At 62.5% G+C, this 24320-nt stretch carries 28 protein-coding genes; 14 read left to right on the forward strand and 14 right to left on the reverse strand.

The genetic code is table 11. The annotated features are described in order from the left end of the window. The first annotated feature begins 12 nt into the window (after positions 1–12). Positions 13–360 carry a 5-carboxymethyl-2-hydroxymuconate Delta-isomerase gene (locus tag ACR1XV_RS01415; protein ID WP_480528492.1) on the forward strand — a complete coding sequence of 116 codons (348 nt, stop codon included), beginning with the start codon at positions 13–15 and terminating at the stop codon, positions 358–360. A gap of 24 nt (positions 361–384) precedes the next feature. Here ACR1XV_RS01415 and ACR1XV_RS01420 read toward each other — a convergent pair whose 3' ends face one another. Both ACR1XV_RS01420 and ACR1XV_RS01425 read right to left on the reverse strand, forming a co-directional pair. Then, on the reverse strand, positions 385–978 hold the full coding sequence (locus tag ACR1XV_RS01420) for a ferric reductase-like transmembrane domain-containing protein (protein ID WP_480529276.1): 594 nt from the start codon (positions 976–978) through the stop codon (positions 385–387). A gap of 9 nt (positions 979–987) precedes the next feature. Then, on the reverse strand, positions 988–1476 hold the full coding sequence (locus ACR1XV_RS01425; protein WP_480528493.1) for a peptidase associated/transthyretin-like domain-containing protein: 489 nt from the start codon (positions 1474–1476) through the stop codon (positions 988–990). 256 nt (positions 1477–1732) lie between these two features. Between ACR1XV_RS01425 and ACR1XV_RS01430 the strand changes: the two genes are divergently transcribed. Beyond that, positions 1733–2698, forward strand: coding sequence for a pirin family protein (locus ACR1XV_RS01430; RefSeq protein ID WP_480528494.1), 966 nt, complete (start codon positions 1733–1735; stop codon positions 2696–2698). Between the two features lie 63 nt (positions 2699–2761). After that, a complete protein-coding gene (locus tag ACR1XV_RS01435) occupies positions 2762–3736 on the forward strand; it encodes a 2-dehydropantoate 2-reductase (protein WP_480528495.1) in 975 nt (324 codons plus the stop codon). A gap of 60 nt (positions 3737–3796) precedes the next feature. Here ACR1XV_RS01435 and ACR1XV_RS01440 read toward each other — a convergent pair whose 3' ends face one another. From ACR1XV_RS01440 to hrpB, 3 genes are all read right to left on the reverse strand, one after another. Continuing rightward, positions 3797–5275 carry an inorganic phosphate transporter gene (locus tag ACR1XV_RS01440; RefSeq protein WP_480528496.1) on the reverse strand — a complete coding sequence of 493 codons (1479 nt, stop codon included), beginning with the start codon at positions 5273–5275 and terminating at the stop codon, positions 3797–3799. 90 nt (positions 5276–5365) lie between these two features. Beyond that, entirely contained in the window at positions 5366–5824 is a 459-nt protein-coding gene (locus ACR1XV_RS01445; protein ID WP_480528497.1) for an NUDIX hydrolase, read from the reverse strand. Between the two features lie 191 nt (positions 5825–6015). Further along, on the reverse strand, positions 6016–8451 hold the full coding sequence (hrpB, locus tag ACR1XV_RS01450) for an ATP-dependent helicase HrpB (protein ID WP_480528498.1): 2436 nt from the start codon (positions 8449–8451) through the stop codon (positions 6016–6018). Between the two features lie 118 nt (positions 8452–8569). Between hrpB and meaB the strand changes: the two genes are divergently transcribed. The 6 genes from meaB to ACR1XV_RS01480 all read left to right on the forward strand — a co-directional run bounded on the left by meaB (position 8570) and on the right by ACR1XV_RS01480 (position 12527). Continuing rightward, entirely contained in the window at positions 8570–9553 is a 984-nt protein-coding gene (gene meaB / locus ACR1XV_RS01455) for a methylmalonyl Co-A mutase-associated GTPase MeaB (RefSeq protein ID WP_480528499.1), read from the forward strand. 116 nt (positions 9554–9669) lie between these two features. Continuing rightward, positions 9670–10863, forward strand: coding sequence for a Hint domain-containing protein (locus ACR1XV_RS01460; RefSeq protein ID WP_480528500.1), 1194 nt, complete (start codon positions 9670–9672; stop codon positions 10861–10863). Positions 10864–10982: 119 nt separating this feature from the next. Then, entirely contained in the window at positions 10983–11270 is a 288-nt protein-coding gene (gene rpmB, locus ACR1XV_RS01465; RefSeq protein WP_008756960.1) for a 50S ribosomal protein L28, read from the forward strand. A gap of 180 nt (positions 11271–11450) precedes the next feature. Further along, complete coding sequence (locus ACR1XV_RS01470) at positions 11451–11594, forward strand: hypothetical protein (protein WP_480528501.1); 144 nt, start codon at positions 11451–11453, stop codon at positions 11592–11594. Between the two features lie 60 nt (positions 11595–11654). Next, on the forward strand, positions 11655–12017 hold the full coding sequence (locus ACR1XV_RS01475; RefSeq protein ID WP_480528502.1) for a hypothetical protein: 363 nt from the start codon (positions 11655–11657) through the stop codon (positions 12015–12017). Positions 12018–12062: 45 nt separating this feature from the next. After that, the gene (locus tag ACR1XV_RS01480; RefSeq protein WP_480528503.1) at positions 12063–12527 is read left to right on the forward strand and encodes a copper chaperone PCu(A)C; all 465 of its coding nucleotides are present in this window, start codon (positions 12063–12065) and stop codon (positions 12525–12527) included. A gap of 68 nt (positions 12528–12595) precedes the next feature. Here the strand turns inward: ACR1XV_RS01480 and ACR1XV_RS01485 are convergent, their stop codons facing one another. Together ACR1XV_RS01485 and ACR1XV_RS01490 are read right to left on the reverse strand one after the other, a co-directional pair. Further along, on the reverse strand, positions 12596–13204 hold the full coding sequence (locus ACR1XV_RS01485; RefSeq protein WP_480528504.1) for an HdeD family acid-resistance protein: 609 nt from the start codon (positions 13202–13204) through the stop codon (positions 12596–12598). A gap of 60 nt (positions 13205–13264) precedes the next feature. Then, complete coding sequence (locus tag ACR1XV_RS01490; protein WP_480529277.1) at positions 13265–13969, reverse strand: NAD-dependent deacylase; 705 nt, start codon at positions 13967–13969, stop codon at positions 13265–13267. 28 nt (positions 13970–13997) lie between these two features. Between ACR1XV_RS01490 and ACR1XV_RS01495 the strand changes: the two genes are divergently transcribed. Continuing rightward, the gene (locus ACR1XV_RS01495; RefSeq protein ID WP_480528505.1) at positions 13998–14447 is read left to right on the forward strand and encodes a low molecular weight protein-tyrosine-phosphatase; all 450 of its coding nucleotides are present in this window, start codon (positions 13998–14000) and stop codon (positions 14445–14447) included. 122 nt (positions 14448–14569) lie between these two features. Here the strand turns inward: ACR1XV_RS01495 and ACR1XV_RS01500 are convergent, their stop codons facing one another. From ACR1XV_RS01500 to ACR1XV_RS01510, 3 genes are all read right to left on the reverse strand, one after another. Beyond that, positions 14570–15049 (reverse strand): hypothetical protein, encoded by a 480-nt coding sequence (locus ACR1XV_RS01500; RefSeq protein WP_480528506.1) that lies wholly within the window; start codon positions 15047–15049, stop codon positions 14570–14572. A 254-nt stretch (positions 15050–15303) separates the two neighbouring features. Then, positions 15304–16245, reverse strand: coding sequence for a LysR family transcriptional regulator (locus ACR1XV_RS01505; protein WP_480529278.1), 942 nt, complete (start codon positions 16243–16245; stop codon positions 15304–15306). Positions 16246–16311: 66 nt separating this feature from the next. Further along, positions 16312–16620: a hypothetical protein gene (locus ACR1XV_RS01510; protein WP_480528507.1), complete on the reverse strand. Its 309-nt coding sequence runs from the start codon at positions 16618–16620 to the stop codon at positions 16312–16314. Positions 16621–16819: 199 nt separating this feature from the next. On the opposite strand from ACR1XV_RS01510, the gene ACR1XV_RS01515 reads away from it, so the two are divergent. The 4 genes from ACR1XV_RS01515 (at position 16820) to ACR1XV_RS01530 (ending at position 21253) form a co-directional block, all read left to right on the forward strand. After that, positions 16820–17665: a DUF1963 domain-containing protein gene (locus ACR1XV_RS01515; RefSeq protein WP_480528508.1), complete on the forward strand. Its 846-nt coding sequence runs from the start codon at positions 16820–16822 to the stop codon at positions 17663–17665. Positions 17666–17725: 60 nt separating this feature from the next. Then, positions 17726–19525 carry a translation elongation factor 4 gene (gene lepA, locus ACR1XV_RS01520; RefSeq protein ID WP_170782809.1) on the forward strand — a complete coding sequence of 600 codons (1800 nt, stop codon included), beginning with the start codon at positions 17726–17728 and terminating at the stop codon, positions 19523–19525. 191 nt (positions 19526–19716) lie between these two features. Then, a complete protein-coding gene (locus ACR1XV_RS01525) occupies positions 19717–20346 on the forward strand; it encodes a hypothetical protein (RefSeq protein WP_480528509.1) in 630 nt (209 codons plus the stop codon). A 454-nt stretch (positions 20347–20800) separates the two neighbouring features. Further along, positions 20801–21253 (forward strand): hypothetical protein, encoded by a 453-nt coding sequence (locus ACR1XV_RS01530; protein WP_480517861.1) that lies wholly within the window; start codon positions 20801–20803, stop codon positions 21251–21253. A gap of 83 nt (positions 21254–21336) precedes the next feature. Here the strand turns inward: ACR1XV_RS01530 and ACR1XV_RS01535 are convergent, their stop codons facing one another. The 4 genes from ACR1XV_RS01535 to ACR1XV_RS01550 all read right to left on the reverse strand — a co-directional run bounded on the left by ACR1XV_RS01535 (position 21337) and on the right by ACR1XV_RS01550 (position 24311). Then, positions 21337–21765: a type II toxin-antitoxin system Phd/YefM family antitoxin gene (locus ACR1XV_RS01535; protein ID WP_480528510.1), complete on the reverse strand. Its 429-nt coding sequence runs from the start codon at positions 21763–21765 to the stop codon at positions 21337–21339. An 827-nt stretch (positions 21766–22592) separates the two neighbouring features. Then, positions 22593–22730, reverse strand: a complete 138-nt coding sequence (locus ACR1XV_RS01540) for an entericidin A/B family lipoprotein (RefSeq protein ID WP_480528511.1) — start codon at positions 22728–22730, stop codon at positions 22593–22595. Between the two features lie 64 nt (positions 22731–22794). Beyond that, positions 22795–23598, reverse strand: a complete 804-nt coding sequence (locus ACR1XV_RS01545; RefSeq protein ID WP_480528512.1) for an iron chelate uptake ABC transporter family permease subunit — start codon at positions 23596–23598, stop codon at positions 22795–22797. Further along, positions 23598–24311, reverse strand: a complete 714-nt coding sequence (locus ACR1XV_RS01550) for a metal ABC transporter ATP-binding protein (RefSeq protein ID WP_480529279.1) — start codon at positions 24309–24311, stop codon at positions 23598–23600. Before ACR1XV_RS01550 ends, ACR1XV_RS01545 begins: the two co-directional genes overlap by 1 nt. Positions 24312–24320: the final 9 nt, after the last annotated feature.

The raw sequence follows: 24320 nt of genomic DNA on the forward strand, positions 1-24320 counted from the left end.
GCGGACCACACCATGCCCCATGTGACATTGGAGTTTTCGCAAGGCATTGAACAGGCCCATGATGTTCAGGCCATCTGCGACCGGCTGTTCGAGGTCTTGGCGGATCATCCGGAATTCGACGCCGATACGATCAAAATCCGCGCCACCCCGGTCGCGTATTACCGCATCGGGTCCGAGCCCCAAAGCTTTGTCCACGCCACGCTTCTGCTGATGCAGGGGCGTGACGAGGCGACGCGCACGGCGCTCAACGCCCTTGTTCTTGATGTTCTGGCCAACGCCCTGCCGCAGGTCGGCAGCATCACGGTGCAGGATGTTCAGATGAACCCAGCCTCTTATGCCAAACGGCTGGCCAGAGTATAGCCAGCCCCGGTGGCGCAGCCACAATCACCTGCGCCGCCCGATCTGCCAGATGCGAAGTTTGATCACTGTTGCGGCGCTCGCCAACACAACCAATATGCATAGCACCACCTTGGTCATGATCTCCATCGTGCCCTCAATCAGCAGCGCGTGCACGACGCTGCCCGATATGGTGACAAGCGCCAGCCCCACATGCCCCAGCCGCCAGATGCGAAACCGCGCGCCCAGCCGCTGCCGATATATCCCCAGCAACACGGCGGCAAACGCCGCCCACATGGCCGTCACACCCCAGACGGAAAACGGTGTAGGGGAGACAAACAGCAACGCATCCACAACATCCGGCGGGCTGGTCAGCCACAGCCCGACCACATGCACTACAATTGCCGCGATCAGCATCAGCCCGCAAACCCGGTGCCAGCGACGACTGGCCATCGCAGACAGCGGCAACCAACGCCCGGCCAGCAACGGCTGCATCAGCAGCAAGCACATCGCAATGATCCCGGCAAACCCGGCCACGATGTAAACCGGCTGCCGCCACGCCAACAATGGACTGAACGCCGCCGCGAAAAACGGCACCAAGACGGCCACGACCAGCGCAGTCCAGATCAGACCATTGCGCAGCACCAAGGCTCAGACAGGCTGCAACACGAAATGCGCGGCCAGCGTCTTGTCCCGTGAACTGGCCATCACGGGCCGCAGGAACACCGTCTCGAAATCGCCGCTGTCATAGGCCAGATGCCCATGCGCCTGTCCAAAGGCGGGCACGATTTGCGGCATCTCCAGCCGGAATTCCCCATTGGCGTCGGTCAGCGTCGCCCCATGGCTGCGCTGATCGCGCTCATGCCCTTCGGTCGTATGCGCCCAGATCTGGATGCGCTGACCGGGCAGGGGGGCTCCGTCACCCGCGCGCCGCACGGTACCGGTCATCCAGAACCCGCCGCCACCGATCCGCTCAACAATCGGTGCGCCGGGGCGATAGTTGTTGGCCCCGCCCCGCATTGTCGGCGTCGGGGCCACGCCCTTGGCCCGCGCGGGCACAACAAGGCCGGATGCCCCGGTGATAAGCACCGCACCCCCGGCGGCAATCAGTGAACGGCGAGAGGTTGAATGACCGGTCATGGCAAGCTTTGTTCCTCAGGTGACGCCCCGGACCGATACCGGGCCTTCATGCCTGTCAAAGATAGCATGATTGCCCCCCATTCCGAGCCCGCGCCGGCAGATTTGAACGATCAGAGGCCCCCAATGAGAGTCGTTATGAGATATCATAACGTGCAAGACGCACCGTTTCTGTGCGATTGTGCAAATAGATTTTGAAATCGCGGCGCTATATTCTGCACGAGCGCACCCTAAACCACACCCAACCCGGAGAGCAGGCATGAGCTGGAACCCCACCCACAGCCCCGAAGATACCTCCAAAAACCCGGCACTCGACGCCCTGATCATCCCCCGCGCCCGCGATCTGGGCGGGTTCGAGGTCCGCCGCGCCCTGCCATCGGTCAAACGCCAGCTAGTCGGCCCGTTCATCTTCTTCGACCAGATGGGCCCTGCCGAATTCCTCACCCAACAGGGCATCGACGTCCGCCCGCACCCCCATATCGGGCTGGGCACCGTCACCTATCTGTATCAGGGCGAATTCGAGCATCGCGACAGCCTCGGCACCCATCAGATGATCTACCCGGGCGAGGTCAACTGGATGGTCGCCGGTCGCGGCGTCACCCATTCCGAGCGCACCAGCGCCGAAACCCGCAGCCAAAACCACAGCCTCTTCGGCATCCAGACCTGGATCGCACTGCCCGAAGCGCATGAGGATATGGCCCCCGATTTCGAACACCACAAACAGGCCGCGTTGCCCCATATCACCGACCACGGCGTCAGCGCCCGCCTGATCCTGGGCTCGGCCTATGGCGAAACCAGCCCCGTGACGATGCTGTCCGAGACCTTCTATCTCGACGTCCAACTCGCCCCCGGCGCGTCTTTCCCGCTGCCCGACGATCACGAAGATCGTGGCGTCTATGTCACCCAAGGCGCGGTCGAAATCGCAGGCGACAGCTTTGACGTGGGCCGCATGATGGTGTTCCGCCCCGGCGACCGTCTGTCGGTCAAGGCCGGGCCCCAAGGCGCCCGCCTGATGCTGCTGGGCGGCGCAACCCTGAACGAGGACCGCTATATCTGGTGGAATTTCGTCTCCTCTTCAAAAGAAAAGATCGAAACCGCCACCCGCGAATGGAAATCCGCCGACTGGGCGAACGGAGCCTTCCACTTACCTCCCGGCGACGATCACGAGTTCACGCCGATCTCAGAGGAACTGGAACGCACAAAGCCCCGCCGCGCCCGCGTCTGACCTGACGTCACGCTGGCCCTAGCACCGGATCCCGGTGATCCTTCGCGGGACGGAGGGTTCATCATGAAGATCACCATAGCGGGCGCAGGCAGCATCGGCTGCTTTTGCGGCGCACATCTGGCCGCAGCGGGCCACGAGGTGACCCTGCTGGGCCGAGCCCGCGTGCTGGATCCCATTCGCGCGCAGGGGCTGACAGCGACGGATTTCACCGGCAGGGCCCGCACCATTCCCGCCGATCTCCTGACCCTGACCGAAGACCCGTCCTGCCTGCAGAACTCCGACCTGATCATCGTCACCGTCAAATCGGGCGCAACGGCCGACATGGCCGCCCTGATCGCTGCCCAAGCAAGCGACAAAACCCCGGTTCTGTCCTGGCAAAACGGCATGGACAACGCCCAAACCCTGCGCACCACGCTGCCCGGGCGCGATATCCGCGCCGGCATGGTGCCGTTCAACGTCGTCCCGAGGGCCGAGGCCAGCTATCACCGCGCTACCTCGGGCGAGATCATCATCGAAACAGGCCCCAAGGCGCTGGCGACCCACCTAAGCACCCCCGACCTGCCGATCTCGGAAAGCGACCGGATCGAGGCGGTGCAATGGGGTAAACTGGTCCTCAATCTCAACAACGCACTGAACGCGCTGTCGGGCCTGACGCTGCAGGCGCAACTGCGCGACCGCAACTGGCGCCGCCTGATGGCCGACCAGATGGCCGAGGCGCTGGCCGTCCTCAAAGCAGCCCACAAACCCGTCGCCTCCACGACGCCGCTACCGGCCTGGGTGACGCCGCATATCCTGCGCCTGCCTACGCCACTGTTCACCCGGATCGCCGCAAAGATGCTCACCATCGACCCCAGCGCGCGCACCTCAATGGCCTATGACCTGATGGCAGGCCGCCCCACCGAAATCGACAGCCTGCAGGGGCAGATCATCCGCCTGGGCCGCACCCACAACATCCCGACCCCCATCAACGAAAAGGTATCCAGCCTGATCCACAAGGCCCCGACCACGCCCCTGCAACCGGACCAGATTATCCCCTGATCCCCTGCTTCATCTGGCCATAAATATCCCGGAGCGCGAGGCAGAGCCTCGCAAAATCCCTCAGCCGAACACCGTCAGCACCCGGAAGATCACCGCCGACATCACCGCCGCAGCCGGCACCGTAATCACCCAAGCCGCCACGATGGTCATGAAATGCGACCGGCGGACCAGCTTGCGCCGCCGATGCTCCTCGCGCGCCAGCCGCAGCTCGGCGGGGCGCTGGCGGTTCGACAGCTTCCACCGCCGGTCCGCGTGCCATTCGCGGTAAAAGCCCACGCCAAACACCGCTCCCACCGCAATATGGGTCGAGCTTACGGGCAGCCCCAGCCAACTGGCCACGATCACCGTGATCGCCGCCGACAGCGCCACGCAGAAGGCGCGCATCGGGTTTAGCTTGGTGATCTGGCTGCCCACCATCCGGATCAGCTTGGGGCCAAACAGGAACAGGCCAAAGGAAATCCCAAACGCCCCGATCACCATGACCCATGACGGGATCGACACTTTCGAGGCAAAGTCCCCAAATTCAGCGGCATGAACAATCGCCGCCAGCGGCCCCACCGCATTGGCCACATCATTGGCCCCGTGCGCAAAACTCAGAAACGTGGCCGAAATCACCAGCGGCAGCCCGAACAGCGTCTTCAGCGACCGGGTGCGGTTCTCCAACCCTTCGGATTTGCGCCGCACCCACGGCACCGTCACCGCCCAGACCAGCCCACCAAAGGCCAGCCCGATCAGCAGCGCCATCTGCAGATCGACCTTGACGATCCGCTTCAACCCCTTGACCGCCAGATAGGTTGCAAACGCCCCGGCCATCACGGCCACAAGAACGGGCACCCATTTGCGCGCAGCGGCGATCTTGTCGTCCTGATACTGAATCTTCGACTTGATCAGCGCCAGAAACAGTGCCGCAATCACCCCGCCCAGAACCGGAGAGATCACCCAGCTGGCCGCGATCGCCCCCATCGTGCCCCAGCTGACCGCGCCCAGTCCCGCGGCCGAGATACCGGCCCCCATCACGCCGCCCACGACCGAATGCGTGGTCGAGACGGGCGCGCCGACCCAGGTCGCCAGATTGACCCACATGGCCGAGGAAATCAGCGCCGCCATCATGGCCCAGATGAACACATTGCTGTTCTGGACCGAGGCCGGGTCGATGATCCCCTTGGAAATGGTCGAGACCACATCGCCCCCCGCCAACAGCGCGCCGGCGCTTTCGGCAATGGCGGCGATCAGGATCGCGCCCCCCATGGTCAGCGCATTGGCGCCCACCGCCGGCCCCATGTTGTTGGCCACGTCATTGGCACCGATATTGATCGCCATGTAGGCCCCGAACGCCGCCGCGGCGGCCACGATCAGCCCACCCTCGGCGCGCCCGAACAGCGCCGCGGCGACCAGTCCGGCCAGCACGATAAACGCCAGCGCAATGCCCGGGGCCTGCAACGGGCGGGCCACATGGGTGCTGGCATGTTCGACGCGCGACAGCCGGTGAAGGTCGCTGTCCAGCGCGTGCCAGCGGGACTTGGGGGTCGGATCAGACATCGGTTTTGCAGGGCCTGTATGATTTGACGCCCGCCGCTACTCCTTTCCGGAAGGGGCGGCAACCTGTGTCATAAAAGTTTTACATAATTGTTACAATTGCCGCAGCAAATCCTGCAACTCGGGCTCCTGCACCCGGTCTGCGGCAACGCTGGGCGAAACCCAGCACCGTTTGCGCTGATCGGCCTCGGGATAATCATCGGCCAGTTCGGCAACCTCGATATGATAGACGCTGGTGACGACCTGCTGCGCCGAGCCGTCCTTGAGGACCTTGTGGTAGGAAAACGCCCCGATCGGCTCAGCAGTCCCATCGGCGGCCCGCACACCGGCCTCTTCCCAGGCTTCCTGCCGCGCGGTTTCGGCCCCGTCCAGCCCATCAATCGGCCAGCCCTTGGGGATAATCCAGCGCCCGGTATCGCGGCTGGTGATCAGCAGAACGTCCGGCCCGCTGTCCGAGGCACGGGTACACAGCGCCGCCACCTGCACCCGGCGCGGACGCAGGATCATCGGTCTGGCGACCTCTTCCCAGATATTACGTAGCCATTTGGTCATCTGTTGCCTGCTCGGACGTCATTATTCTTTGTTATAAACCTTAATTAGTCATTTATGACCGATTGCGCAACGTTTCGGTTCGGAAATGGTCATATTTGACCGTATTTCGGTGGTTTCGCCCTCAGATTTGGCATTTGATGCCTCATATTTCCTAAAAATTCGTGGAGAATTCCCCGACCTGACGTGGTATCTCAGCCCTTGCGCCGCTTCGCCCGCAGGGTCGGGTCGGCCTGTGTCGGGTCCTCGGGCCAGGGATGTTTGGGGTACTGAGCGCGCATATCCTTGCGCACATCCGCATAAGAGCCCGCCCAGAACCCGGGCAGATCGCGCGTGATCTGAATAGGCCGCTGTGCGGGGGACAACAGCGTGACCTTCAGCGCCTCGCGCCCGATAACCGGATGCTGCGTCACCCCGAACATCTCCTGCAACCGCACCGAGATTTCGGGCACCGCCCCGCCATACTCGATCGGCACCTTGCGGCCCAGAGGTGTCACAAACGACCCCGGCGCGCGCTGGTCCAGTTCCTGCGTCTGCGCCCAGTCCAGCCGCGCGCGCAGGGCGGGCATCAGGTCGAACCGCTTCCACTCATCCGCATTGCGCACCCCGCTCAGCATCGGCAGCAGCCAGTCCTCAAGCGCGTCCATCAACCCCTGATCCGAGAAATCGGGCAAATCGGTCCCGCCCGCGCGCACCAGTTCCACCCGCGCCGCCAACCGCGCTGAGGCCCCGGACAGCCGCACCCCCAGATCGCGCACGCCGTCCAGCATCGCCCGCGCGATCCTGTCCTCGGGCACGTCCTTCCAGATGCGGTCATCCAGCGTGATCGCCCCAAACCTCTCTTGCCGCCGCGCCACCACGCGGCGCTCGCGCTTGGACCAGTCGCAGCTGTCGACCCATGCGATCTGATCCCCGAACAGATCGCGAATTTCGCCCTCGGAGATCTGCGCTGCCATCCGCACCCGCGCCTCGCGCGGATTCCCATCCGTATCCGTGACCACCAGATAGGGCGCGGCGGCCAGCGTATCGCCGCCTTCCAGCACCACGCCCTTGCCGCCCGACAGCACATAGCGCGGCACATCGCCCTTGCGCCGCTGTCCGATCCGGTCGGGATAGGCCAGCGCAGCCATCGCCGCCGGGCTCAGATCGGTTGCCGCGCCTTTCGAGCGCAACCGCTTCGCCTCGGCCCTGATCCGGTCCAGCGCGCCCATGTTCACCTGCCAGACCCGGTTGCGCTGAAACGCCCGCACATCGCGCAACGCCTCCAACCGCAGGGACAGGTCGACCGGAGCGCCCCGCAGCGGATCACGCTCTGCCATCAGCGCGGCCAATGGCGCGGCATCCGGCCCCGCGCGTACCAGCATATGCCCCAGCCGTGGATGCAGCGGCAGCGCCGCCAGCGCCCGGCCATGGTCGGTGATCCGCCCCTTGCCATCCAGCGCGCCCAACATCCCCAGCAAGGTCCGCGCCTCGGCCATCGTGCCCTCGGGCGGCGGCGTCAGGAACGCCAGATCACCGGGCTCCGCGCCCCACAGCGCCAGCTCTAACGCCAGCCCGGTCAGGTCCGCCGCTTCAATCTCGGCGGGCGGGTAGGCGGCCAATGCACCCTCTTCGCCCTTGGACCAAAGCCGATAGCACACACCCTCCGCCACCCGCCCCGCACGGCCCGCGCGCTGGGTCGCCTCGGCCCGCGTCACCCGTTCGGTGACCAGCCGCGACATGCCCGAGCCCGGATCGAACCGCGCCCGCCGCGCCTGACCCATATCCACCACAACCCGGATATCGGGAATGGTCAGCGAGGTTTCGGCAATCGACGTCGCCAGCACCACCTTGCGCCCGGCCTCAACCGGCGCAATCGCCGCGCGTTGGGCAGCAAAGGGCAGGGCGCCGAACAGGGGTCGCACCGTGCATGTGCCGGGCAAACGGCTGGCCAAAGCCGCCTCGGCGCGGCGTATCTCACCCTCGCCGGGCAGGAAGACCAGCATCCCGCCCGTCGTCTCGCGCGCGGCCCGCACGACCAGATCGACCAGCGCATCCAGCCGCCGGGCCTGCGCCCCCAAGGGCCGGTCCAGCCAGCGGGTTTCGACCGGATAACTCCGCCCCTCGGAGGTCACCAAAGGCGCATCCATCAGCCGCCCAACGGGCTCGGCATCCAGCGTCGCCGACATCGCCAGCAGGATCAGGTCATCGCGCAGCGCGCCGGTCACCTCAAGGCACAGCGCCAACCCCAGATCGGCATTCAGCGAGCGTTCGTGGAATTCATCGAAAATCACCGCACCAACGCCCGGCAGGTCGGGGTCCGATTGCAGCATCCGGGTCAGGATGCCCTCGGTCACCACCTCGATCCGGGTCGCCTTCGACACTTTCGCCTCGCCCCGAACACGGTAGCCGACGGTCTGGCCCACGGGCTCACCCAAGGTCTCGGCCATCCGCTCGGCCGCGGCGCGCGCGGCCAGCCGCCGCGGCTCCAGCATCACGATACGCCCGTCGCACAGCCCCGCCTGCAACATCTCCAGCGGCACCCGCGTGGTTTTCCCCGCGCCCGGAGGTGCCTGCAGCACCGCGCGGCCTTGGGCGCGCAGGGCGTCCAGCAATTCAGGGATGGCATCGTCAATGGGCAGGCGGGTCATACTGCCTTATCGCCAAAGCCCCGGCCAAGGTCCAGCGCCAGACCGCGCTGCAGGTTTGGGGCTGGACAAATCCCGGCATCAGCCTTCATCTAGGGCTGATTTCACCCCCGGGGGCCGCATGACCAGCACCGAACTTGCCGACCGTATCCTGAACCAAGACCGCCGGGCGCTGGCCCGCGCGATCACGCTGGTCGAAAGCGGCCGCGCCGATCACCGGGCGCAGGCCGCCGCCTTGCTGGACCAACTGGCCGGGGCCAAGCGGCAGGCGCTGCGCATCGGGCTGTCGGGCACGCCGGGCGTCGGCAAATCCACCTTTATCGAAGCCTTCGGCATGATGCTGACGGGGCGGGGGCTGCGCGTCGCGGTTCTGGCCGTCGATCCCAGTTCGGCCCGTTCCGGCGGGTCCATTCTGGGCGACAAGACCCGGATGGAACGCCTGAGCCGCGAGAAAAACGCCTTCATCCGCCCCTCTCCCAGTCAGAGTCACCTCGGCGGCGTCGCCCGCCGCACCCGCGAGGCCATCGCTTTGTGCGAGGCGGCGGGCTTTGACGTCGTGCTGATCGAAACCGTTGGCGTCGGCCAATCGGAAACCGTTGTGGCCGAGATGTCCGACCTGTTCCTGCTGCTGCTGGCCCCGGCGGGCGGCGATGAGTTGCAGGGCGTCAAGCGCGGCATCATGGAGATGGCGGATATGATCCTCATCAACAAAGCCGATGGCGACCTCAAAGCCACCGCCACCCGCACCTGCGCCGATTATGCCGGGGCGCTGCGCCTGCTGCGCAAACGCCCGCAGGACCCCGAAGGGTTCCCCAAGGCCATGACCGTCTCGGCGGTCGAAGAACACGGGCTGGAACAGGCTTGGGACGAGATGCAGGCGCTCAGCGCCGCGCGGCGCAAGGCCGGGCACTGGGATGCCAACCGGGCGCAACAGGCGCAATACTGGTTCGAGCAAGAGGTCCGGCAGGCCCTGCTGGCGCGCCTTTCGGCCCCGCAGGCCCGCGCCGAGATGGAGCGTTTGGGAAGTGAGGTCACCACCGGACGGCTCAGCCCCTCGGCTGCCGCCGATCAGATGCTGCGCGCGCTGATGCCGGAACAGGCCTAGGTGTACCGGCCTGGCAACGGTTAACCCTCCGATTGTATCCCGGGCTGACCGGTGGCGAAAATCGTGATACGATAGGGCATTACACCCGCTGACCGAGTGTTCAGGAGCCGCCGCATATGCCCAATATCAACGGCACGAATGGCGATGACGATATTGAAGTCACAAATGACTCCGGCACCCTGAACGGGACGCCGCAAGGGTCTCCGATCGACAATATCAGCGGACAGGCGGGCGATGACACGATCACCGTCACCGGCAGCACCGTCACCGGCAGCATCCGCGGCAATCAGGATAACGACGATATTGTCATCACCAGCAGCACCGTCGGCGGCCTGATCGCCGGTGGCAGCGGCAGCGACACCGTGACGGTGCGCGGGTCCGACGTAGACAGTATTCGACTGGGCGGCGGCAACGACACGCTGAATTTTCAAAGCACCACGGTCAGCGGTGACCTGCGCGGCGGGGCGGGCACCGATACCCTGAACCTGCCGGTGGGGACGGTCGTCACCGACAACAATTTCGGCACCTTCACGGTCGAGGAGGGCGTCAGCTATTCTCTGTCGACCGGTTCGTTTACGCTGCCCTCGGGGTCGACGGTCAGCTATCGCTCGTTCGATGGCGGCGCAGGCATCCCCTGTTTCACCCGCGACACGCTGATTGCCACCGGACAGGGGCCTGCCCCGGTTCAGTCCCTGCAGGCCGGAGACCTGATTTCCACGCTGGGGCAGGGGCCTCAGCCGATTCGATGGATCGGTCGACGGCGGTTCGACTGCGCCACGTTGCAGGCCAACCCCCGGCTCTGGCCGGTACGCATTCTGGCAGGCGCGCTGGGCCGGGGCCTGCCACAGCGCGATCTTCTGGTCTCGCGCCAGCACCGGATGCTGGTGCAGTCCAAGATCGCCCAGCGCATGTTCGGGGCCGCCGAAGTGCTGATCCCCGCCATCAAACTGACCGCGCTGCCGGGGATCTATGTCGACGACACCGTCGATAGCGTCGAGTATTTCCACCTGCTGTTCGACCGCCATCAGGTGATCTTTGCCGAAGACGCCCCCACCGAAAGCCTGTTCACGGGCCCCGAGGCGCTGAAATCGCTCAGCCCGGCGGCGCGGCAAGAGATTTTCGCGATTTTCCCCGAGCTGATGGATATGGATCACGCCGCCGACCCGGCCCGCCCGATCCCGCGCGGGCGGCTTCAGGCGCAGCTGATCTCGCGCCATTTGAAGAACAACAAACCCCTGTTGCAGACCCCCGCGCCCTGCGCCACAAAGGAATTCGACGGGCGCGCAAAGATTTCGCCGCACCCGTCTTGACCCTTCGGGCGATTCCCACTACACGCATCCAACCAGTTTTCGGGCGCGACTTCGGGTTGCGCCTCTTGTGATTTGGCCGTGGGTCCTGGACCCGGCCTCCAGAAACAAAGGAAGAAACCATGTCGCGCCGTTGCGAACTGACCGGAAAAGGCCCGATGACTGGCAACAATGTCAGCCACGCCAAAAACAGAACTCGTCGCCGTTTTCTGCCCAACCTGAACGATGTGACCCTGCAGTCCGAGACTCTGGGTCGTGGCGTCAAGCTGCGCATCTCGGCGGCTGCCCTGCGCTCGGTCGACCACCGTGGTGGTCTGGACGCGTTCCTGGCCAAAGCCAAGGACGATGAGCTGTCGGCAAACGCCCTGAAAGTGAAAAAGGAAATCGCCAAGGCACAAGCCTCGGCCTAAACCCTTTTCTCACCCGAGATTACGGCCCTGCACCTTCCGGTGCGGGGCTTTTTCGTTGCGCATCCTCGCGTCGATTGTTCCCAAATCGACCATAAAACGCCCGGATTGGTGATGTTGTTCACATACGCGGCGCTGAATACGAGCTATCTTCACGCTTATCATCATTGTGGAGGGTTCATAATGCCTTTCAAAGTTGCCAATTTTCTTTTCCTGTTACCGACCAGTATTGCCACGGTCGTCGCCCGCTGCACCCGGATGCAGCGCCGGGTAAACCGCCTGCACACCGGGATGAACACCCAGACGCAGCGGCCCCCCAAACCCTGAGCCTGTCATACTGTCTCAGCCCCGCCTTTCCGCTTGAAGCATACCGGGGGACGGAGTTAAGTGCGGGCTGAGATGTCGGGCTTTTTCCGCACATATCTGCCTTATGCCCTATCGCTGCTGGTGATCCTCACCGGGCAGGGGCTGGCCGCGTCGCGCGGGGTTGACCGCGCGGTGGGGCAGATGGTGCTGTGTACCGGCACCGGGCCGGTCGTCGTCTACATGGACGAAGACGGCCAGCCGACGCGCGCGCCGCATTATTGCCCGGACTATGCGCTCAGCCTGTTGGGGGCGGTCGATCCGGCCCCGGCGGCGCTGCCTGCGGCCCCGTCCCGGGCCCTGCCTGCGCCGCTGTTGCGCGCCGATAACCTGATCGCGGCCCCGCAGCCCCGCCAACCGGCCCGCGCGCCGCCCGTGCCTTTGTAACACCCATCCCAAGGAAAATCAGACTGTTACAAAGGAGAGGTTACTATGACCCTCAAATCCACCCTGCTTGCCACCCTGACCACCATTGCGCTCGCCTCGGGCGCGCTGGCTGCCGACACCATCGTGATCGGTGACGCCTATGCCCGCTCGGGCGGCAAGGCCGCCAAGGCGGGTGCGGCCTTCATGATGATCGAAAACCAGGGCGACACCGATGACCGCCTGATCGGCGTGACCTCGGATGTTTCCGCCCGGGTCGAGTTGCACACCCACAAGGTCGACGAAAACGGCGTTGCTAAGATGGTGCATGTCGAGGAAGGCTTTGCCATCCCCGCAGGAGAAACCCACATGCTGCAACGTGGCGGCGATCATGTCATGTTCATGGGCCTCAAAGCGCCGTTCGAACAGGGCGCGACCGTGCCGGTGACGCTGATTTTTGAAAACGCCGGAGAGGTTTTGGTCGAGATCCCCGTCGATCTTGAGCGTCAGGGCGGCCACGGGCATTCGAACTGACGCCTGTCTTCGGGCTGCTTTGCAGCCGTCATCCATGCGTCAGGCCGGGCAATGCCCGGCCTGTTGCCTTAGCGGTTGACGGTTTTCATACCCAACCGGTCGCCGGCCTTTTTGAACCGCGCTGCCAGAAAGAACATCACCACCGCCGAGGTCAGCGCAAAGAACGCAATCGCCCAACCCAGCGCCACCATGCCGCTGCCGGGCCAGAAGATCAGCACCAGCCCGATGATCAGCGCCACGATGCCCGAATTGCGCACCGTCGCGCGCTCGGGGTCCTGCGGGTGCATCTGCGGCAGCGCCATGAACGATCCAATGGCCACAAACAGCGCCATCGCCCCCATCAGCGTAAATGCCAGCCACGCCACCCCCTGCGGCCAGATCAGCAGCACCAGCCCGATCAGCGCCGTGCCGATGCCCACGCCTCCGATCAACCCCCGCCGTCCGAAGCCCAGCCATGTCAGCGCGCCATCGAGGATCAGGAGCACCCCCACCAGCCGCAGCAGAACCGCGATGCTGCCGGTCGGCCAGAACAGCGCCGCGATCCCGATCAGACCGGCCAGTATCCCGCGCAGCAAGAAGGTCCACCACAGGCTGGCCAGATTGTCGCTGAGCGTATCGCGGGCGTTGATGCTGGCATCATCAAGGATTTCCCCGTCTTGGGGCGGTAGATCAGTCATATCACTCACTCGTTTCGTGTTTTCAGCACCATAGACGGGAAACTGCGCTGCTGTCTGCCCCTATCGCGTGTCACCCTGCGCCAGCAGCCCGTCCACCCAGCGCGGCACCACCTCGGATGCAGGCCCCAGCAGGGCCTCGTCAAACATCGACGCCCCGGCCGAGGGTTCAAGGTTCAGCTCGACCGTCCGCGCGCCCACGGCCCGCGCCTCGTGCACGAACCCCGTCGCCGGATAGACCTGACCCGAGGTCCCGATCGAGGCAAACAGGCTGGCCTCTGTCAGATGGTCGAATATCTCATCCATGAAATAGGGCATCTCGCCAAACCACACCACGTCAGGCCGGGCCGAGGGTTGCTTACAGGCCGGGCAGGGCTCGCCCACCTCCATCTCGGGCGGTGAGGTCCAGCGATGCCCGCAGGCCGCACACAAAGCCCCCGCCAGCGTGCCATGCATATGGATCACGCGCGCGGCCCCTCCGGCCTCGTGCAGGCTGTCGACATTCTGGGTGACGATGATCACCTCTGTGGGCCAGTCCCGTTGCAACCGCGCCAGCGCCCGATGCGCCGCGTTGGGCTGCGCCTTGGCCGCCTGCACCCGGCGGGCATTATAAAACCCATGCACCAGCGCCGGGTCGCGGGCAAAACCTTCGGGCGTGGCCACATCCTCGATCCGGTGCTGCGCCCACAGGCCACCTTCGTCGCGGAACGTGCCCAGCCCGCTTTCGGCGGAAATCCCGGCCCCGGTCAGAATGACGATCTTTCCCATACCCGCCTCACGCGTTAGACCCTTTGCCATGACACACCGTATCCTATTCGTCTGCCTCGGCAATATCTGCCGCTCACCCGCGGCCGAGGGTGCTTTCCGCACCCGCGCCCCGCACCACCAAACCGACAGCGCCGGAACGGCGGGCTGGCATGTCGGAAAACCGCCCTACGGGCCCATGCAACAAGCCGCCCGCGCGCGCGACATCGACCTTGGCGACCTGCGCGCGCGCCAGTTCGTGGCACGGGATTTCACCCGTTTCGACCTGATCATCGGCATGGATGCCGACAACATCGCCGCAATCGAGGCCCTGCGCCCCGAGGGCAACGACACCCCCGTCCGCCTGCTGACCGATTTCGCACCCCATACCGGCGCGGATCACGTGCCCGACCCGTACTACACCCGAGATTTCGACGGCGCGCTGGATTTGATTGAACAGGCGGTCGCGGGGCTCGACGCGCATCTGGGCGCGAAATTCTAGACGCAGCGGGTCGAGCATCGCCCGACCGCACTCGTCAGCCCAAATGACCATATTGCTGTGCCTGAGGTCCGCCCCCAACGGCACAGCTCAGGTCGCCACACCAGCCTTGGGGCGTTGCCGCCCTACCATCTGCAGGCGGGATTATCCATAATGCATTCAATGGGATACTTCAGAGCATTGTCGATCACAAGCGACACCGATTCAAGCGCGCTGGCGTCAACCCCGTTCACGGTCTGATAGTCAAACTGCAGGGTACCGCCCTCCAGCTTCGGATTGCTGAGGGTGACGATCAGCCCGACCTGCTTCCCATCGCTCATCCCGGTCAGGGCCGCATTGGGCGGGTCCACCGCAAAACTGTCGTCGCCCCTGTCCCAGTTCTTGATGACCACCTGCAGGGGCGCATCTAGCGCCTCGCGATAGGGGCGGTCCGTGAACAGAACGATCTGATCGTCAATGCCTTCAAGCACCAACTTGCCATCGGCGAGCGTCGCAGAATTGGCGACTTCCATAAACAGCCAGCTTTTGGATTCGTCCGCGGCAGCTACAGAGGTACAAGCGACAAGGCCTGCAATAATTCCTGTTCCGAGTAAGTCGAACTTCACAATATTCTCCTTTAGCGAGGCCGCTGTCTTGGCCGAAACAATCTCCGGTTATCAATTTATGAGATCAATTGCCCTGTGATTGCAAGTTAAGAAAGGTTTATCCGTCAGCATGATCAAGTCTGGTGGATGTCACCATTAACAAGGGCTTGGCCCCTCGCTTTCAGACCGCCCGCAGGTGCCCGTCCCGCACCGCGGGGCTACACAGCAATCAGCAAGGTCAGAGATACCCGTCGAGCTGATCCCTCGGCCCCAAACTACCCCATCACCTTCAACTGCCCGCCCAGCCACGGCAACTGCGCCACCGCCGGATCAACGATCTGGCTCTGCATCAGCCGCCGGATCATGTCCGCCACCTCCTGCGGCACCTGATCGGACCAGTCGGTGCGGGTGAACAGCGAGATCATCCGTGAGAATTCACCAAAGGGCGAGGGGTGCACCTCGATCCCGTCGTGGAACCGGGCCGCGCGCATGTACCCCAGCGGCGTGGTGATCGCCCAGCCCAAGCCCCTCGCCACCATCGCCATCAGCGCAAGATGCGAGCCGATCTCGAACCGTTCCTCGAACTCCATCTGCTGACGGGCCAGATGCCCTTCGATCTGGCGGCTGATCAACTGCTCGCGGGCGTAGCGCAGAAAGGGCAGGTGCTGGGTCGGCTGCTTGGCCCCCTTGGGCGCGACCAGAATGAACGGATCCTGAACCAGAGGGTATTCGACCACCCCCTCCAGCACCTCGCCCGAATGGGCCGAGACCGCCAGATGCAGCCGTTGTTCCACCAGCGCCTCGAAAATCTCGAGACTGGGCAGCGTGGTCAGCTTGAATTTTGACCGTGTCAGACTGTCCGCCAGCAAGGTCGCCAGGCGCGGCGTCAGGTCGTTGTCGAAATCGTCGATCAACCCGATGGACAGCGTGGTCAGGTGCCCCAGATCCATCACCGCCAGCTCGCTTTGGGCCACTTGCAACTCACCTAAAACCGCCTGCGTGCGCGCCAGAAAACTGCGCCCGGCCTGCGTCAACCGCATCGGCCGCCGTCCGTGATCCACCAGATCGGTGCCTAAAGCCTTTTCCAGATTGCGCAACTGCTGCGAAACCGAGGGCTGGCTGAGCCCCGTGATCTCGGCCGCCTGCGCCACCGATCCGGTCCGTGCCAGCGCCTCGAACACCTCAAGGCCCCGCAGGGTCAGCCCTTTCATCACCATCAGATACACCTTTCGCTGCGCCATTTCTGAGGCGCAGCGGGCATCAGGTCAAGGATTTGCCTGAGGCTAGCTGCAGATCGCCTGCACCATCTGGCCAAAGTTCTGATACCGATCCCACAGCGCATCATCGCGCGCGGTCTGCGACATCTTCAACTGCTGCGCCTGATGGGGGTCTTCGAACCACTTCGAGACGGTCTTCTGATCGCTGCGCGTCAACGCCTGATCCGCCACGCGCTGAATGCAAGAACACCGCGCCCGCGTCGCCGCCTCACGATCTGATGCCAAACACGCCTGCTTGATCTTGGCCGCTTCTGCAACCGGAGCAACCGCCGTCAGCGACGCCGCACAACATGCGATTAGGAGGAACTGTTTCATACTCGAGCCTCGTTTTTGCCTGCCCGGACGGGTCTTCTGCCCCTCTCGGTCTGCGCGGGAGTATGAATCAAAGTGGATTCGGGATCAATTGGGTGGTTTGAAAAAGTGATTGCACGGGTTGGGAATGTCGCGTTTTGTGCGGCGATACGAACTCGGAGAAATTTGACAACATAGTTGTTTAGAGGCGGAAATAACCTTGATGCAGAAAGCAGACAAAGAGGCTTTGTACGCCGAATGGACCCGTGAACTTTCAGAATCCGAACTCAAGGCAGTTTTAGATGATGCAAAGAGAACGGGTATCTTGCTGGTTAAATCGCCCAACAGAGAGATGGCGGGGGCACCGGGATGTTGGCTTGGTGGTGAACCTAACTTGCCGCCGGAAATAGACTGGCCCTATTTCGAAGAAAACGGGGTTTCTCTCGCTCCGATGCACTTTCTTGCCCAGATCAATCTTGCTGAGTTGCCACCGGAAGCGGCTGAACTGGGATTGCCTGAATCTGGAACTCTGTTTTTCTTCTATGACACGATCTATGCCCCGCTTGGCTGGTTGGATCGCGGCGGATCAAAGGTGATCTATGTCGCGGAAGACGTGAGTGGCGTTCCCCTTCGCTCAACACCTGAGATGCCTGAAGTCGACGAAACTTCATCAGTGTCGCATTGGTATGCTGACCGCCCAACCAAAAGGTACCGGCGCTGGAATATTTCATTTCGTGTGTTTGAAGGTATCAATCGTGGCGAGTTCAACCAAAATGCCGAACAGGCCTTGTTGGATAGAACAGTCGATATTTACAAGGGTCTAAAACAGTCGCTGATAGATGGATTTGCAGCCGATCCCGCCTGTCGCCGTCCAGCCCCTAATCCAAAAGTTAGTTTCATGTTCGGCGGCTCTGACATTAAAGCGGCTCGAGGCAGGATCCCGCTTCTGACGTTGGAAGATGATCCGGATATCGACTTCGAACATGCGTGCGCGATACTGACATTCTGGATCGAAGAAGAACACCTAAGGCAGCGCCGGTTCGATCAAGTGACATTGACGGAAAGATAGCTGCCACGCCGAACGAACTCACCTTGACCAACCCACGATTCCTCTACATATCCCCAACCCATGACAGACCTCGCTCATATCCGCAATTTCTCCATCGTCGCGCATATCGACCATGGCAAATCCACCCTTGCTGACCGGCTCATCCAAGAGACCGGAACGGTCAAGGATCGCGACATGAAGGAACAGCTGCTCGACAGCATGGATATCGAGCGTGAACGTGGCATTACCATCAAGGCCAACACGGTTCGCATCGACTATACCGCCGACAATGGCGAGGCTTATGTGCTGAACCTGATCGACACCCCCGGCCACGTGGACTTTGCCTATGAGGTCAGCCGGTCCATGCGCGCGGTCGAGGGCTCTCTGCTGGTCGTGGACTCGACCCAAGGGGTCGAGGCGCAGACGCTGGCGAATGTCTATCAGGCCATCGACGCCGATCATGAGATCGTGCCGGTGCTGAACAAGATCGACCTGCCTGCGTCCGACTGTGACCGCGTGGCCGAACAGATCGAGGATGTGATCGGCATCGACGCGACCGACGCCATTCAGGTCTCCGCCAAGACGGGGCAGGGCATCCACGAAACTCTGGAAGCCATCGTGCAGCAACTGCCCGCTCCGCAGGGCAATCTCGACGCGCCGCTCAAAGCGATGCTGGTGGATTCGTGGTATGACGCCTATCTCGGCGTCATCGTTCTGGTTCGCATCATGGACGGCACGCTGAAAAAGGGGATGCGGGTCAAGTTCATGTCGAACAACACCCTGCACCATGTCGACCGCGTCGGCGTCTTCCGCCCTGAGATGGAGATGGTGGACAGCCTCGGCCCCGGTGAAATCGGCTTTCTCACCGCCTCGATCAAACAGGTCCGCGACACCCGCGTCGGGGATACCATCACCAACGACCGCAACGGCACGGAAGACGCGCTGGACGGTTTCAAACCCGCGCAGCCGGTGGTGTTCTGTGGCCTCTTCCCCGTCGACAGTTCCGAATTCGAAGACCTGCGCGATGCGATCGACAAACTGGCCCTGAACGACGCCAGCTTCAGCTTTGAAATGGAAACCTCCGCCGCACTTGGCTTTGGCTTCCGCTGCGGCTTCCTTGGCCTTCTGCACCTAGAGGTCATCCGCGACCGCATCGAACGCGAATACGATATCGAGCTCATCACCACCGCGCCCTCGGTGATCTATCACGTCTACATGAAAGACGGCGAGATGATCGAGCTGCACAACCCCGCCGACATGCCCGATCCGTCGAAGGTCGATCATATCGAGGAGCCGCGCATCAAGGCGACCATTCTGGTGCCCGACGAATACCTCGGCGACGTGCTGAAACTCTGCCAGGACCGCCGCGGCATCCAGCTTGACCTGACCTATGCGGGCTCCCGCGCGATGGTTGTGTACGACCTTCCCCTCAACGAAGTTGTGTTCGATTTCTATGATCGACTGAAATCGGTAACAAAAGGTTACGCCAGCTTTGACTACCAGATGACCGGTTATACCGAGGATAATCTGGTCAAGATGTCGGTGCTGGTGAATGACGAACCCGTTGACGCCCTGTCAACCATGGTTCACCGCGACCGGGCCGAGATGCGGGGCCGCGCGATGTGCGAAAAACTCAAGGACCTGATCCCGCGCCATATGTTCAAAATCCCGATCCAGGCCGCCATCGGAGGCAAGGTCATCGCCCGCGAGACCCTCTCGGCCCTGCGCAAGGACGTGACCGCCAAATGCTACGGAGGCGACGCCACGCGGAAACGCAAACTGCTGGACAAGCAGAAGGCGGGTAAGAAGAAGATGCGCCAGTTCGGGAAGGTCGATATCCCGCAGGAGGCGTTTATTAGCGCCTTAAAAATGGACAGCTAAAAGCTGGCCATTTTTACGGCGGGTGGGCGAAAGCGGTTGGCGCAGCCAACTGCGTGCCCACACTTGTGGAAAACAGCGGTCGCGACCCCAAGGCGCATCGCCGATCTACACGAATTTCTTGAAATCACCTGATCGCTAACGCAGCATGGAAGGTGGTGAGAAGGATTTGTTTTTGCACAAGGAATTAATGGATGAAGATTGAAGAGCGCGTTGAGTCCGCGCTAAATGCCTGCTCAAAGAAGCGTTGGGACCAAGCATTGGACGTTATTTGCCCAGCCATAGAAGCCACGGCCAGAAAAGATATCGGAAAAAACAAAATTTCAGGCAAGCAGTATAAAGACTTTTTGAGATCCAAATATTCTCTACTGGAGCGTTTTAGTCTGACTGGCTTGAATATGGAGACTACCAAGTTTCCAAATCTTCATATCGAAACGGATGATGACAAGATCTTAGTTCGACCAGACGTGGCTGACATAGTCTACCACTGTTATCGCAACGCTTCTCAGCATGGCCACGAGATATCGGACAAGTTTGTATTCTCTGAACAACAAAAGGGGTCGTATGTTGGTTGGAATTTCAACTTCGACGAAGGTCGGATACACTTCCCTACAAATCTTGTGTTCGCTCTGATTGCGGTAGTTGTACTCAGTTCTGCGAACAAAGAAATTGTTTCGCATACAGGAAGCTACCTATGGCTTGATGTTGATGGGCACCAAGTCGTTTTTGCAGTTGGTTTGTTTTGGGGTGGTGAGGACTTGGTTGAACGATTTTTTCAGAAGCACCCTGCTCCTCGTGTTGAAATGAAGTTTTCCGAAAACTGAAAGCGATAATGCTAGGTTGATCCCTTTCTTCTCTTAATGTTGGGCAAAATTGGTGTGGTTCGCCCGGCGGCACCGCCGGGCCGCGCCGACCCGCCCCCATGGGGCGGCGCGTTTGCGCCACCCCTCGGGTCGGCGCTGCCCTCAGTTCTTTTGATCGACCGGTATTCATAAACCGTAGGATGGGTGTTCACACCCATCATGCACCCCGGGGCTCCGCCCGTTCGGCCCTGAGGGCTCCGCCTGTTCGAAAGCGAAATCATCCACTGGATGGTTTCCGGGACGCTTTCTCACTCCACTGGACCGTTTCCGAGACGGGCCTCACCGCTCCAACATGAACCCCACATGAACAATCCTTTAGAAAACTTGTAAGCCCCGCACCTCCTCCCAATCTGTATCCCACAGCACGGGATGTTCGCATTTGAACTCCAAAGGGTCGCATTCAGGAGGAGAGACCATGACCAGATATATGACTGCCGGAGCAGCCGCTCTGGCCACGAGCCTCACCCTCGCCACGGCCGCGATGGCCGACACCACGCCGGACCTGCGCGGTGCATGGACGGGGACCTATACCAAGGTCTCGCCCTCGCGCACTGCCACCGGGGATGCGCCGCGCTTTCATCAGGGTGAATGGCTGCTGGACATCCAGCAGCAGCAGGACAACCTGTTCTGGGGGCCCAGCAAGTGGCGTCCGAACGCCGATGCCGACTGGCGCGTGTTTGATGCCACCGGCACCATCAGTCTGGATGGCTCGGGCAAGATCGGGCTGGTCGAAAGCTCGGCCGATCCGGATGTGGGCGTCAACGCCATCGTCGATGCCTATTACAAGGACGGCAAGATTTACGCGGATTTCCGTAGCCTGCGTCGGGGAACGGCCTACAGCACCGTTCTGGAACGTCAGGTGAACTGAAGCGTCTTCGGCCTGACCGGTTGTTAAAGGGGGTCATTGCCGCTGAGATTTGTGACTGCGGCATGGAGTAGTAGGTACCCCGGTCAGGTCGGAGCGCTTCTCATAAAGACACGTCTCCACAGGGAGGCGACGGGCCGGGCGGCGATCTCGCCGCCCGCGACAGGGTCCAGACCCCCGCGTTTGAGGATACGGCGTTCCTCGGCACGGGTCATCTGGATCTCGCGGACCTTCAGCGCGGCGTCGCGCGCGGTGAGGTATGTGCCGTCCGGCCCCGGTTCCATCCCCGCAATTCCACGCCCGTTCGACCACCACCCGCGCAGCCCGCTGAGCGGGTGTTTGCGTCCGATCCTTTCATCGTCCTGCAGGTGCCAGATCCGCTTGGCCTCGGCCATCGAGACCAGCGCGGCCAGCGGTTTGCCATGGCGGGTCAGGACGATCACCTCGCGCGGGTCCTGCGCGAGGGTGACCAGATCGCCCAGCCGGGCGCGGGCGTTCGAAATGGTGAGTCGCATGGGCGAATCTCCGGTTGTACAAAACGAAAGATTGGGGGTCTGAGTGTTGTACAAACCGAACAATTCGCCCTTAACGCGGCGCGCGGGCCTTCGCAGGTGCAGAAAACGGCAAAATCGGGCGCGAATTCTTATGTCCGCGGTTTTCCCCTCACAACCCTGCGGTGTGGCGCGGTTTCCCGAGATATCCACATCGCTCTCCCGGGGGATATCAACAGCTTATCCCCGTCTCATTTTCATGCTGCAGTGCTATTTTCTTGTTCCGCGCCGGGGCAGATGCAACAGTCAGGTCACCGCAACGGATCTTCGGAAACGGGGCGGGACGCAAAGGCCAAGGGGGCCCGAGTGACGAAGGCAGATTTTAGGATTTGTTCTTTGTTGCAATGGCTTACCGGTGGTGGATCAGGTGATCTGAGCTTCGTGTTCGGATCAGTTGGTCAGCCTCTCAGAAGGTCTATGCGTGCTGCGATGTGACACAGCGCACGGCGCAGCGGCCAAGGCTCCTTCCGGGGGCGGCGGCAACTGGATCGAAACGCCCCTCGGGCGGATCGGACCGGCAAGGCGTCAGGGGTGTCCGCAAGGATACATGCAAAGACCGCGTCTGCGCACCTGACGCCTTTTCCTTTTTTGAATCAAGGTTTTATACAGGCTGCCACAGGTCACCGTTCAAACGGAAACGGGGTTCTTTCGCTTGCGCAAAAGAACCCCGTTAAACTGTCAGGACTGCAATGCCGCGTCTATGCACCTGTGCGATCAGCCTAGCTGGTTACAGGTCAAGGCGCAACAATATATTGCGGCGCGCCGCTGGATCACCGCAATATGCTGGTCGATCAGAGGCTTTCCTGAACGTCCGTGGCCGCGCCCTGAATGGCGTCGCCGGCCTTTTCGATGTCTTTGCCGGCACCTTTTGCGGTTTCGCAGGCGGTCAGGGTGAACAGGGCCAGGCCAATCATGAATGCGCGGATCATTGGGAACTCCATAAGTGCTTGTTTCGTTTTGATTAGCAGCTTTCCAACGGCGCGGCCACAGGTTTTAACGCGCGCGTGTCTTACGCATCAGCGGCCCCAGCAGAGCGGTGATGGCAAAGATCAGGGCGGCCGCACAAACGATGCTGGGTCCCGCCGGTGTGTCGGCCCAATAGGCCCCGCCCAAACCGCCCAAAGCCGCCGCAGATCCGATGATCGCAGCACCCAGCGCCATCGCCTCGGGCGTGCGCACCAGAGGGCGCGCGGCGGCAGCGGGGATGACCAGCAGCGCGGCGATCAGCAACACGCCGACCACCTTGATCGCGACGGCCACCGCCAGCGCCATGGCCAGCGTCAGCCACAGCTCCTCTCGCCGGGGATCAGTGCCCGAGGCGTGGGCCAGATCGGGGTTCAGCGTCGCCACCAGCAAAGCCGACCAACGCCATGTCATCACTGACAAAATCAGCGCGCACCCACCCCAGATCGTGGCCAGATCGCCGCGGGTCACTGCCAGAATATCACCGAACAGAAAGGCGTTCAGATCCAACCTCACATCGGCCAGCAGGGCCACCGTCACAAGCCCTGCAGCCAACGCTGTATGGGCCATTACGCCCAGCAACGTGTCCATCGCATAACCGCGCCCGCGCAGCAGCGTCACCGTCAGCCCCATCGCCAGCGCCGCGGTGATGATCGCAGGCAGCAGCGGCAGCGAAAAGCTGAGCGCGAGCGCCACACCCAGAACGGCGGCATGGGCGGTGGCCTCGCCCAGATAGGCCATGCGCCGCCAGACCACGAAACAGCCCAGCGGGGCCGCTGCAATGGCAACGCCAAGCCCGGCAAGCGCCGCACGCACCATGAAGTCGTCCAGCATCAGTGGGCCTTGTCCTGCGAATGGTCGTGATCGTGCGAATGGCTGTGCTGGTGCTGATACAGCGCCATGGTGCCCTTGGTGCCCGACCCGAACAGCGCGCGGTATTCCGGGGCATCGGCGACCGTGTGAGGCGCGCCTTCGCAGCAGATATGCCCGTTCAGGCACAGCACCCGGTCCGAGGCCGCCATGACCACGTGCAGATCGTGACTGACCATGACGATGGCGCAGCCCAGATCTCGGCGAACCTGTTCTATTCGTTGGTAAAATGCAGCCGCACCCGGTTGATCGAGACCCTGCGTTGCCTCATCCAGCAACAGCAGCTGAGGCGAATCCAGAAGCGCGCGGGCCAGCAGAACGCGTTGAAACTGCCCGCCGGACAGTTGTGTCATTTGCCGGTTTCGCAGATCCGGCACCCCCGCCAGATCAAGCGCCTGAACCGCTGCCTGCGCCGAGATACGGCGGGGCAGGCCCATGAAACGCTGGACGGTCATCGGCAGCGCCGCATCCAGCGCCAGCTTTTGCGGCACATATCCCACCCGCAGGTTGGGCGCGCGCCGGACCGAACCCTCGGACGGCGACAGAGCCCCGATCATCGCGCGCAGCAGCGTCGATTTGCCCGAACCGTTGGGGCCGACGATGGTGACGATCTCTCCGGCCGAGACCGAAGCATTGACGCGTTCAAGGATCGTCCGCCCATCGACGCGGATCGACATATCCTTTAT

The organism is Ruegeria sp. AD2(2025) (genome assembly GCF_056542385.1).